The organism is Caulobacter sp. UNC279MFTsu5.1, assembly GCF_900114015.1.
In the GTDB taxonomy this organism is placed as follows: domain Bacteria; phylum Pseudomonadota; class Alphaproteobacteria; order Caulobacterales; family Caulobacteraceae; genus Caulobacter.
On sequence record NZ_FORN01000043.1, the window covers coordinates 40988 to 51681 of the forward strand.

The window sequence follows — 10694 nt, forward strand, 5'->3', positions numbered from 1 at the left end:
ATGGATCGCGCTCGCATCGCCCGCCTGCTGCCGGAAACCTACCAGGCCGCCATCCCGGTGGAGAAGCCGCCGGGCGACCCTGACGCCGCCGCGCCGAAAAAGCCCCTGGCCGCGGTGCTGGAAGTGATGGAGGTGCTGCAGGCCCCGGCCGAGAGCGCCCTGACGACTCTCGACGCCCACATCGATCCGCTGCGGGCGCCGCCCAGCTTCGCCCTGATGCTGGCGCGCTGGCTGGACCTGGACCGATATCTGGACTGGACCGGCGGACGGCCGGGCGAGGGCGCGCCGCGCTACGCCGCGGGCTTGGGCCGGCTGCGACTGCTGTGCCTGGAAGCGGCCGAACTCGCGCGCTGGCGCGGCACCCGCCGGACCCTCGAACGCATCCTGACCGTGGCCACGGGCCTGTCCGGCTATGCGGTGGAGGAGAACCCGCCGGGGCCGAAGGGCGTCGCCCGAAGCTTCCACCTCCGCGTCGTCGCCCCGGCGGCCGCCAAGCCCCTGGCCGATCTGGTGCGTCGCATCGTCGACGAGGAGCGACCCGCCTACACGACCTACGAAATCGAGTTTTCCGCAGCCTGATCGCGAGCACGAGGACCAACGCCCATGCCGAGTTTCGAGATTCCGGACGGCCCCACCACCGTGGCCCTGAAGACGGAGGCCGGATTCCACAAGGGAAACGCCGTGTTCGGCGTCACCAACAAGACCGGAGAGGGGCTGACCGCCCGGTTCAGCGTGCAGATCCAGGGCGGCGGCAAGGCCGAATGGTATTCGATCCAGGGCGAACCGGAGCGGCCTGTCGCGGCCGGTGAGACCCAGACGGTGACTGTGGTGGCGAAGATTCCCGCCGCGACGCCGGCGGGTCAGCATCGGATCAAGCTGCGGGCGACCAATGTCAACGACCCCGACAACGACAGCACTGACAGCGCGGTGGCGACCGTTACGATCCCGGCCGTCGTCAAGCCGCCGGTCCAGAAGAAGCCGTTCCCCTGGTGGATCATCGCGGTGGCCGCCGGCGTCCTGGTGCTGGTGATCGGCGTCATCGTCGCGGTGGTGTTGATGAGCGGACCGAAAGGGACCGCGGTTCCCAAGGTCACAGGGCTGGACTACCCCGCCGCCGTCGCCGAACTGAAGAAGAGCGGCTTCGCGGCGGCGCCGGCGATCAACGAAATCTCCAAGGACCAGCCGCTGGGCCTGGTGTTCAAGCAGGAGCCGACGGCCGACACCAAGGCCGACCCCGCCAAGACCGAGGTGAAGCTGACCGTGGCCGTCGGCGAAACGGTGGCCGTGCCGACGGTGACCGACAAGCCCTATGTCGGTGCTCAGGCGCTGCTAGAGGATCGCGGCTTCACGGTTGGACCGCGGGTCGTGGGCGAGGCGACGGGCAAGGAGCCCGACACCGTGGTGGCCCAGGATCCAACCGGCGAGACCTCGGCGCCCAAGGGCAGCCCGGTGAATCTCACCGTCGATCCCGGCGTCGTCGTGCCGGATTTGGTCACGCCCCAGTTCGACGGCATCGCCGGGATCAAGACCTTGCAGTCAGCCGGGCTCGACATCGGCACGATCGGCTCGGCCTGCCGAGGAACGGTGGACAAGATCATCGAGCAGAGCGTCGAGGCCAAGTCCAAGGTCGCCAAGGGGACCAAGGTCAACATCGTCCTCGGCGCGCCGTCGGTCTTCGTCAACGGCCGTCAGACCTGCCGGCTGTTCATCCGGCAGGACGTCCTGGTGTTCGCCAACCGGGCCAAGCTGGCGGCCCCGACGACCATCCCGACCCAGAAGCTTCAGGTCCAATGACCGGTCGGAAATCTGGAGCTTTCTAGAACGCAAGGATCGACCCATGCCGAGTTTCGAGATTCCGGACGGACCGACGACCGTCGCCCTCAAAAAGGAGGGGGGCTTCCACAAGGGCAGCGCCGTCTTCGGCGTCACCAACAAGACCGGGGAGGGCCTGACCGCGCGTTTCAGCGTTCAGGTCCAGGGTGACGGCAAGGCCGAGTGGTATCAGGTCCAGGGGGAGCCGGAACGACCGGTCGCGGCGGGCGAGACCCAGACCGTGACCGTGGTCGGCAAGATCCCCGCCGCGACGCCGCCGGGCCAGCACCGGATCAAGCTGAGGGCGATCAATGTCAACGATCCCGACAACGACAGCACCGACAGCGCGGCGGCGACGGTCACGGTTCCCGCCGCCGCAGCGCCGCCGCCGAAGAAGCCGTTCCCTTGGTGGATCCTGGCGGTGGTCGGCGGGGTGCTGGTGCTGGTGATCGGCGCGATCATCGCCATCGTGGCGATGAGCGGCGGATCCAAGATCCCGAACGTGGTGGGCCAGCCCTATGCCGAGGCGGTCAAGGCGTTGGACAAGGCCGGCTACAAGATCGTCAAGCGCGCCAACAAGCAGACCGGCGACAAGCCGCCGGAGACCGTGCTCGATCAGGCTCCGGCCGCCGAGGCCAAGACCAAGAAGACCGAGACGGTCCTGCTGACCGTCGCCATGCCGATGCCGGTGGTCGTGCCTGACGAGCCCAAGGAAGAGCCGCCGATCGAGCAGCCTGCCGAGGCCAATTGCGATCCAGCGATCGGCGCCTGCGTCGAGGGCTTCGTCTGGCGCGAGGCCTGGCCCGGCGATCGGGTCTGCGTCACGCCGGAGTCCCGCTACCTGGCCGCCCAGGAAAACGCCCAGGCGGCCGCCCGCCGCAGCCCGTACGGCGGCGCCTACGGCCCGGACACCTGCCTGCAGGGCTATGTCTGGCGTGACGGCTTCGTCGGCGACCATGTCTGCGTGAGCGGCGAAAGACGCTCGGTCGTGGCGCAGGAGAACGCCGCCGGGCCATCCCGCTACCGGGCCTGCCGGCCGAAGATCGTGATCCCGCGGCCAAGGATCCCGGGACGCCTGTAGTTCGAACCCAGGGGCCGTCGGACGGCGGGCCCGACATGGAGTGAAGAATCATGGAACGGATTTTCTCTCTGGAAGCTATCCTCGGGTCGCTGGCGTTCGGCGTTCTCGGGGCGGTGCTGGCCCTGATCGTCCGACTGGCGAAGGGCGACGGCTCATCCTCGCTCTGGCGGGCGCTCGAGACCTTTCTGACCGCGACCTTCGGGGCCTTCCTGGCGCGAACCTTCATCAGCATCATGCTGAGCGTCGGCGGGGACTCGGATGCGGCGGTCACGGTGACCAGCCTGCTGTTCTTCATCTGGCCGGGCGTGGTGAACCTGATCTCGCTAGGGTTCGGTCACCCGGTGATCGGCGTCGAGGCCCTGCTGTGGATCGCCCTGGTGGTCGGCGGGCTGGTCGGCTTGTTCGACGGCCTGTGGGCCACCCACAAGTGGCTGGGCCTGGGCGTGCCCGCGTTTCTGCTGGACGTGACCTGGGGCCTGGGCGGCAACACCAATGGCGTGTTGATGCATCTGATCAACTTCGCCTGGGGCGACCACGGCGACGGCCCCGACGAGAACCGCCACGACGCCCACCGCTATGTACAGGGCTTCGCCGTACGCTCGGGCTTCGCCTTCACCCAGGGCGCGGTGATGAGCAACACCGGCAGTTGGAATCCAACCTCCGACCTGTTCAAGCACGAGACGATCCACATCTGGCAAAATCGGGTGCTGGGGCCGTTCTTCTGGTTCTCCTATATCGGCTGGATGGCGCTGACCATCATCCCGGCCCTGATCGCCGGCCTGATCGATTCCGGTCGCCGGATCGGCGACGCCATCACCTGGTGGACCTATTTCGACAATCCCTGGGAGGTGATGGCCTATGGCATCGCCAATCCGTCGGATCGGACGGGCCAGGTGTTCATGAGCGGCGGCGGCACGGTGACGGGCTGGGTCTGCTGGCCCTGGCCCCTGGCCATCGTCCTCTCGGCGGTCGGGGTGGTGGGCCTGGGGGCGGCGTTCGTAGCGATCATGGTGGCCGGCTATGGTTGAGCCGCGTCAATGAAGGTCGTCATCATCATCCTGGTCCTGATCGTCATCGGCTTTGTCGTGGCGATCGGCGCGGCTGTCTATCGCGCCTCCACGCCGCCCGCGCCCCCGTCGGCCCATGGACCGCCCACGACGAGCGGCGGCGAGATCGACGAGGATGCGCTCGAAACCTGGGAGCCTCCGCCAATGGCCGAGGTCATGGGCAGACTGTCGCGCCCGTTCGCGCCGAAACTGCTGAAGAAGACCGTCGAACTCACGGGCCAGCCCGGCTCCGGCCTGGCCGGCGACACGCCCGGTGAACTGTCGATCGCTCCGTCCAGCAAGAAGATGCGCCTCGCCCGTCTTCGTCTGATCGAGGGGCGGGGGGCGGTCGCGACCTATGTGTGCGAGCCCACGGGGAAGGGGGAGACCTGCAATCAGGTCGTATGCCTCTGTCACGAGAACGCCGTGCTGGAGGGCGACGACGTCAAGGCCTGCAAGGACCCGTGGCGAAACGCCCGGACGATCGGCGACGACAGGTTCCGCTGCCACGAGAACGACGACGACGTCTCGGCCGTCATCTATCAACGGGGCGGCGTGATCCAGGTCACGCCGATGGGCGAAAACGCCGCCACTGTGTCGATCCGGTGATCAGACCCTGACGGTCCGGATCGCCGAGATCATCGCCAAGAGCGACCCGATGAGCAGGATCAGCAGCCAGATCGCGCCGACAATGGCGATGATCAGCGCGCCTATGGCGTCGGTGATGCTGGCCAGAAAGCCCGGCGGAAAGTCGATCAGGAACGCCAGCAGCAGGGTCGCGCCCACCGAGACCGCGCTGAGAACGACGATGCCCTTGTTCTGCAGGAAACGCTCGTGGGCGAGGATCAGCAGGATGCAGAAGACGATCTTCAGGATCAGGATCAGGCCCAGGGTGGCGGTCGCCGCCCCGGTCGGGAAATCGGCGAAGGCGGCGAAGTAGGCGATCGTGCCGAACGGCACGGCCACCAGCAGCGTGATCATCAGGATCAGCAGGCCTAAGGCCGCCAGGGCCATGACAATGGCGCCCAGCAGGCCGAAGAAGGCGATCACCAGGGTGACGATCCCCTGCACGCGCCCGATCACGCTGCGCGAGAGCAGGATGCCCAGGCCCATCAGCAGGATGGTGTAGAGCAGCAGGCCGTCGAGCACCGGCAGATAGCGGATGCCCAGGCCGGGCGTCGAAGCTTCGAAGCCGACCTCGCGCACGGCGTTCAGAACGAAGGCCGAAGCGCATTCGACGAGCAGGGCCACCAGCAGGACGAAGCCGGCCAGCCAGAAGAACGGCGCGCGCAAACGGTCCATGGGACGGCCCCGTGTTGAAACCTGAAGTCTGCCTGATCTCTACCTGGGCGACAAGAAAGGTTGATCTGTCCCATACGGTTGTGTGCGAGGGATGACGTTGGAAGCGTCCGATTTGTTGTTTTTCAGGGCGGCGATGGGGCGCGCGTTCGGCCGCCGATCGGCCTTCGAAACCCCAGCGCCAGGGAGTTGACGAAAAGCGCTCCGATTTGAACCGGTGGGACGCTTCCGTACCCGGATGACATCCAATAGGTGTTCCAGACCTTGCTTAGCTATCGCAGGCGCCTACATGCCTGACGCCGGGATCCGGCAGGAGGCTGGAATGAACGGCGCGCCAAGCAGAACTTCGACGAATACGCCGCGCGTGCGCGCGGGAGCCGCGGCCCTGATCGCCGCCGGCGGTCTGGCGGTGAGCGCGGTGAGCGCTCACGCTCAGAACGCCGCCGTCCAACCACCGCTGGTGGCCGCGCCGGTCGCGAACGGCGATTCGGTCGATACGGTCCACGACCCGCTGCAAGGCTTCAATCGCGGCAGCTTCGGGTTCAGCATGGGGCTGGACCACGCCGTGCTCCGTCCCGTCGCTCACGGCTACATGGCGGTGACGCCCAGCCCGCTGCGCCGTCGCGTCAGCGCGGTGGTCTACAATCTGGGCGAGCCCAGCACGACGGTGAACGACATCCTCCAGGGCAAGCCCAAGCGGGCCGGCCGCTCGTCGGCGCGCTTCCTGATCAATTCCACGGTCGGCGTCCTGGGGCTCTGGGACGTGGCCACCGGCATGGGGCTGAAGGCCCACGACGCCGATTTCGGCCAGACCTTCGGCCGCTATGGCGTCCGGCCCGGTCCCTATCTCTACGTGCCGGTCATCGGCCCTTCGAGCTTCCGTGACGGCGTCGGCCGGGTGCTGGATTTCTTCACCGATCCGGTCGGCATCGTCGGCGGCGGCTATACGACCACCTTCGGCGCCACTCGTCTGGGCGTGCAGACGGTCGACACTCGTGCCCGGGCCGACACCGCCTTCCGCGCGTTGGACGACGCCACCGATCCCTATGTGACGGCCCGTTCGGCGTACGGCCAGTACCGCGAGGCCTTCGTCCGGGAAGCCACCGGCGAGGTGCAGGCCTTGCCCGACTTCGACAACGACACCTCGGTCGCTCCCGCCGCCGCATCGACCCAACCTGCCCCCGCGTCGCCGGAGACGGCGCCCGCCCCAAGCACAACCCAATGATTTCGCCGGAAACGCTTATGATCGACGCCCGCCCCACTCGCCGTTTCGCACAGCTGGCCCTGGTCGCCCTGGTGGGCGTCGGCGCTCTGAGCCAAGCCCATCCCGCCTTTGCGCAGGCGGCGCGCGATCCTCAGGCCGAACAGTTTGTGCAGACCCGCGCCCAGCGGGTAATCACCGTTCTGGCCGACAAGAACCAGAGCGTCGCCCAGAAGAAGGCGACCTTCCACCAGGCGATCGACGAACTGGCCGACGTGCCGAAGGTCACCAATTTCGTGCTCGGCAAGTACGCCCGCTCCATCACGCCCGACCAGCGGCAGCGATTCGCGGCGGCCTTCCGCGTCTACGCCGAAAGCGTGTACCAGAATCGCATCAACGACTATCACGGCGAAGTCCTGAAGGTGACGGGCTCGACCGTTCGCAAGCCGGGCGACGTCATCGTCAACACCACGATCTCGGGCGGCCAGGTCGGCCAGCCGCTGCCGCTGGCGTGGCGGGTGATGGGCGGCGGAACCTCGTGGAAGGTCGTCGATGTCCAGTTCAAGGGCGTGTGGCTGGCGATCACCCAGCAGCAGGACTTCGTTTCGACGATCGACAACGCCGGCGGCAATATCGACGTGCTGATCGGCCAATTGCAGCGAGACGCCCAGCGTTCCGCCTCGCGGTAAACCATTGAGAACGAGGCGGCCGTTCGGGCGGTCGGTCTCGCAGGACTTCGAAAGGATAAGGGGTTGCGCGAACAATGGGCCGAGACCTTGATGGGTCTCCTCGTTCTCGTCCTAGCGGCGGGTTTCCTGGTCTATTCGCTGACCGTCGGCGGCGTCGGCAGCAAGCCGGGCGGCTACGACGTCACGGCCAAGTTCGGACAGGTGGGATCGCTGGCGCCGGGCGCGGCGGTCAGCGTCGCGGGCGTGAAGATCGGCACCGTTTCGGAAATCAAACTGGATCCCAAAACCTTTCTGGCGGTGGCCCGGCTGAGCCTCGACCCTGAGGTCAAGCTGCCCTCCGACTCCACGGCCAAGATCACCAGCGACAGCCTGCTGGGCGGCGTCCATGTGGCCATTGCGCCAGGCGGCGCGGCGGACGACATCAAGCCTGGCGGCGAGATCGACAACACCCAGGGCGCGGTCGACCTGTTCGGCCTGATCGGTTCGGTGATGCGGCCGCAGGGCGACCCCGCCGCCACGCCGCCGGCGACGGCGCCGGCGCCCGCGGCGAACCCCGCCGCCACGGCTCCGGACAGCTACTGAGATGGCTGCGGCGGACGCGGCGATCCCCGCGGTCTTCAAGCCGTTGCGCTCCATCGGCCGTTCGACCCTGGGCGCCTTGCGCATGGTGGGCGGGGTCGGGATGTTCACCCTGCGCGGCGTGGCCTCCGTGTTCACCCCGCCCTGGTTCCCGAACCAGCTGCTGCGCCAGCTGGTCGCCATCGGCTTTTTCTCGCTGCCGGTTGTCGGCCTGACGGCGATCTTCACCGGCGCGGCCCTGGGCCTGAACATCTATACCGGCGGCGGACGGTTCAACGCCGAGCAGGTGATGCCCCAGATCGTCGCCCTGGGAATCACGCGTGAGCTTGGGCCCGTGCTGGCGGCCCTGATGCTGGCGGGCCGGGTGTCGGCCGCCATCGCCGCCGAGATCGGGGCCATGCGCGCCACCGAGCAGATCGACGCCATGCGCACGCTGTCGACCGACCCGTTCCGCTACCTGGTCGCGCCGCGCCTGCTGGCCGCGACCCTGGTGCTGCCGCTGCTGACCCTGATCGCCGACATCATCGGCGTGGCCGGTGGTTGGCTGGTGGCGGTGCGGATCCTGGACTTCAACGCGACGATCTACATGCGCAACACGATGAACTTCATTCAGGGCTGGGACGTCGGCTCGGGCCTGATCAAGGCGGCGGTGTTCGGCTTCATCGTCGCCCTGATGGGCTGCTACCACGGCTACAACGCCAAGGGCGGCGCGCGGGGCGTGGGCCGGGCGACCACCCATGCCGTGGTGTCCTCGGCGATCCTGATTTTCGCCTCCGACTACTTCCTCACAACGCTGTTCACCCACGCATGACCGCCATACCGAAACTCGAATGGAAGGGCGTCCGCAAGCGCTTCGATGGACCGGTCCTGGACGGGCTGGACCTCAGCGTCGCGGCGGGCCGCTCGCTGGTGATCATCGGCGGGTCCGGCCAGGGCAAGTCGGTGACCATCAAGGTGGCCATGGGCCTGGTGCGCCCCGACGCCGGCCAAGTGCTGGTCGACGGCGAGAACCTGATCGGCATGGGAGGCGGCGCTCGGCGCAAGCTGTTCGAGCGCATCGGCGTGCTGTTCCAGGGCGCGGCGCTGTTCGACAGCCTCAGTGTCTGGGAGAACGTCGCTTTCCGCCTGATCAACGCCGACGGCGTGCCCCGCAAGGAGGCCAAGGCGCGGGCGATCGAAGCTCTGGGCCGGGTCCACCTGGGCGCCCATGTCGCCGACTCCTATCCGTCCGAGCTGTCGGGCGGCATGCAGAAGCGGGTCGGCCTGGCCCGGGCGGTGGTGGCCAATCCCGAGATCATCTTCTTCGACGAGCCGACCACGGGCCTGGACCCGATCACCTCGGCGGCGATCAACGAGCTGATCGTCGACCAGGTGAAGGGGCTGGGCTGCACCGCCGTGTCGATCACCCACGACCTGGCTTCGGCCCGGACGATCGGCGACGAGATCGCCATGCTGCACGCCGGCAAGATCGTCTGGCGCGGCGCCCCGACCGAACTGGATCGTACGGACAATCCCTATGTGCGACAGTTCGTCGACGGGCGGGCGGACGGGCCGATGGCCAGCGCGGTCTGAGACGTGACGGCGAGGGGGGCGAGAACGGCGCTGCTGGCGCTGGTGCTGGGCTGTGGCCTGGCCGGGGCGGCTCAAGCGCAAGACTATGTCCGCGCCGACTGTCGGGCCCAGCTCGATCCGACCGTTTCGCGGTTCGATACGCCGCTGCACCAGCGCTGGTACAGGCGATTCTGGACCGGTGATTGCGATCACCTGCCGCTCTGTTTTTCGGGCTCGCCGAACTGGAATGACATCGTCGGCAAGCTGCTGGTCCGTGGCGGTCCCGCCGAGCGGGCGGCCCTGCTGCCCAAGGCTTGCCGGCTGGGCCAGGCGATCGGGCTGGAATGGGCGCGCGACAAGAGGGTCCGCCGCATCGACACCGGAGACCTGCACGCCTTCAAGGGCCAGTTGGATGCCTCCGGCGACGCTCTGCGCGGCGTTGAACAGGTCGAGGCGTCGGCTCGTGCGAAGATGGCGCGATAGGGACCGAAACCAGCGTCGGTGAAGAGCTTCACCGTAAAAGCGGAACTAAAGATTTTTCCCCGCGTTGGACCCGTTCCGGGAGGGGCAAGGGGACTCGGTTGCAGGACGTCGAGCGCCAGAGAGCGCTTCCAACGCCGGATCGGCTTCCCGATGAGCGCCGCCCACGTAGATCGAGCGATTTCGACGTGGAGTATTCCTATGCCGGCGGCACAGGCCAAGGCGCAGCAGCGCGGGCTCGACAACCACCAGCTCCTGGCGGCCTTGCGCGCCTTCCGACGCGGCGACTTCTCGGTGCGGCTGCCGACCGACCTGTCCGGCCTGGACGGCGAATTGGCCGAGGCGTTCAACGACGCCGTCAATCTGAACGATCAGATGTCGAAGGAGTTCGAACGTCTCGGCGACGTGGTCGGCAAACAGGGCAAGATCAACCATCGCGCCCGTTTGCCGGGCGCCACCGGCTCGTGGGCCGCCAGCGTCGATGCGGTCAACAACCTGATCACGGACATGGTCCACCCGACGGCCGAAATGGCCCGGGTGATCGGCGCCACCGCCAAGGGCGACCTTAGCCAGACGATGGACCTGGAGAACGAGGAGCGCCCGCTACGGGGCGAGTTCCTGCGCATCGGCAAGGTCGTCAACACCATGGTGGGCCAGCTGGGCTCGTTCGCCTCGGAAGTGACGCGGGTGGCCCGCGAGGTGGGCACCGAGGGCAAGCTGGGCGGCCAGGCCCAGGTGAAGGGCGTGGCCGGGACCTGGAAGGATCTGACCGACAACGTCAATCTGATGGCCGCCAACCTGACGGGCCAGGTCCGCAACATCGCCGAGGTGACGACCGCCGTCGCCAACGGGGATTTGAGCCGCAAGATCACCGTCGACGTGAAGGGCGAGGTGCTGGAGCTGAAGAACACCATCAACACCATGGTGGACCAGCTCAACAGCTTCGCCTCGGAAGT

General features: G+C 67.6%; 13 protein-coding genes. 12 read left to right on the forward strand and 1 reads right to left on the reverse strand.

All coding sequences use genetic code 11. From position 1 onward, the window contains the following. Genes BM066_RS20205 through BM066_RS20225 form a run of 5 tightly spaced genes read left to right on the forward strand, consistent with a single transcriptional unit; the run spans position 1 to position 4548 of the window. On the forward strand, positions 1-579 hold the full coding sequence (locus BM066_RS20205; protein WP_018062576.1) for a hypothetical protein: 579 nt from the start codon (positions 1-3) through the stop codon (positions 577-579). A 24-nt stretch (positions 580-603) separates the two neighbouring features. Beyond that, positions 604-1794, forward strand: coding sequence for a PASTA domain-containing protein (locus BM066_RS20210; RefSeq protein WP_018062575.1), 1191 nt, complete (start codon positions 604-606; stop codon positions 1792-1794). A gap of 43 nt (positions 1795-1837) precedes the next feature. Continuing rightward, positions 1838-2893 (forward strand): PASTA domain-containing protein, encoded by a 1056-nt coding sequence (locus BM066_RS20215; RefSeq protein WP_018062574.1) that lies wholly within the window; start codon positions 1838-1840, stop codon positions 2891-2893. A 50-nt stretch (positions 2894-2943) separates the two neighbouring features. Then, entirely contained in the window at positions 2944-3921 is a 978-nt protein-coding gene (locus tag BM066_RS20220) for a hypothetical protein (RefSeq protein WP_018062573.1), read from the forward strand. Positions 3922-3930: 9 nt separating this feature from the next. After that, positions 3931-4548: a hypothetical protein gene (locus BM066_RS20225; protein ID WP_018062572.1), complete on the forward strand. Its 618-nt coding sequence runs from the start codon at positions 3931-3933 to the stop codon at positions 4546-4548. On the opposite strand, the gene BM066_RS20230 is transcribed toward BM066_RS20225, so the two are convergent. Then, positions 4549-5241, reverse strand: coding sequence for a hypothetical protein (locus tag BM066_RS20230; RefSeq protein WP_018062571.1), 693 nt, complete (start codon positions 5239-5241; stop codon positions 4549-4551). A 361-nt stretch (positions 5242-5602) separates the two neighbouring features. Here BM066_RS20230 and BM066_RS20235 point away from each other — a divergent pair, with 361 nt between their 5' ends. The 7 genes from BM066_RS20235 to BM066_RS20265 form a co-directional block, all read left to right on the forward strand. Further along, complete coding sequence (locus BM066_RS20235; protein WP_018062570.1) at positions 5603-6463, forward strand: MlaA family lipoprotein; 861 nt, start codon at positions 5603-5605, stop codon at positions 6461-6463. Between the two features lie 17 nt (positions 6464-6480). Then, entirely contained in the window at positions 6481-7128 is a 648-nt protein-coding gene (locus BM066_RS20240; protein ID WP_018062569.1) for an MlaC/ttg2D family ABC transporter substrate-binding protein, read from the forward strand. A gap of 63 nt (positions 7129-7191) precedes the next feature. Then, positions 7192-7710 carry an outer membrane lipid asymmetry maintenance protein MlaD gene (gene mlaD / locus BM066_RS20245; RefSeq protein WP_018062568.1) on the forward strand — a complete coding sequence of 173 codons (519 nt, stop codon included), beginning with the start codon at positions 7192-7194 and terminating at the stop codon, positions 7708-7710. A 1-nt stretch (position 7711) separates the two neighbouring features. Further along, the gene (locus tag BM066_RS20250; protein ID WP_018062567.1) at positions 7712-8518 is read left to right on the forward strand and encodes an MlaE family ABC transporter permease; all 807 of its coding nucleotides are present in this window, start codon (positions 7712-7714) and stop codon (positions 8516-8518) included. Continuing rightward, the gene (locus BM066_RS20255; protein WP_018062566.1) at positions 8515-9279 is read left to right on the forward strand and encodes an ABC transporter ATP-binding protein; all 765 of its coding nucleotides are present in this window, start codon (positions 8515-8517) and stop codon (positions 9277-9279) included. The genes BM066_RS20250 and BM066_RS20255 overlap by 4 nt, the downstream gene beginning before the upstream one ends. A 3-nt stretch (positions 9280-9282) precedes the next feature. After that, positions 9283-9741: a hypothetical protein gene (locus BM066_RS20260; RefSeq protein ID WP_018113042.1), complete on the forward strand. Its 459-nt coding sequence runs from the start codon at positions 9283-9285 to the stop codon at positions 9739-9741. 198 nt (positions 9742-9939) lie between these two features. Next, positions 9940-10694: HAMP domain-containing protein (locus BM066_RS20265; protein WP_177218516.1), on the forward strand; the 755-nt coding region annotated here is incomplete at its 3' end.

Coding starts and splice junctions, on each gene's coding strand:
- BM066_RS20205 (WP_018062576.1), top strand. CDS start 1: ATGGATCGCGCTCGCATCGCCCGCCTGCTGCCGGAAACCTACCAGGCC.
- BM066_RS20210 (WP_018062575.1), top strand. CDS start 604: ATGCCGAGTTTCGAGATTCCGGACGGCCCCACCACCGTGGCCCTGAAG.
- BM066_RS20215 (WP_018062574.1), top strand. CDS start 1,838: ATGCCGAGTTTCGAGATTCCGGACGGACCGACGACCGTCGCCCTCAAA.
- BM066_RS20220 (WP_018062573.1), top strand. CDS start 2,944: ATGGAACGGATTTTCTCTCTGGAAGCTATCCTCGGGTCGCTGGCGTTC.
- BM066_RS20225 (WP_018062572.1), top strand. CDS start 3,931: ATGAAGGTCGTCATCATCATCCTGGTCCTGATCGTCATCGGCTTTGTC.
- BM066_RS20230 (WP_018062571.1), bottom strand. CDS start 5,241: ATGGACCGTTTGCGCGCGCCGTTCTTCTGGCTGGCCGGCTTCGTCCTG.
- BM066_RS20240 (WP_018062569.1), top strand. CDS start 6,481: ATGATCGACGCCCGCCCCACTCGCCGTTTCGCACAGCTGGCCCTGGTC.
- BM066_RS20250 (WP_018062567.1), top strand. CDS start 7,712: ATGGCTGCGGCGGACGCGGCGATCCCCGCGGTCTTCAAGCCGTTGCGC.
- BM066_RS20255 (WP_018062566.1), top strand. CDS start 8,515: ATGACCGCCATACCGAAACTCGAATGGAAGGGCGTCCGCAAGCGCTTC.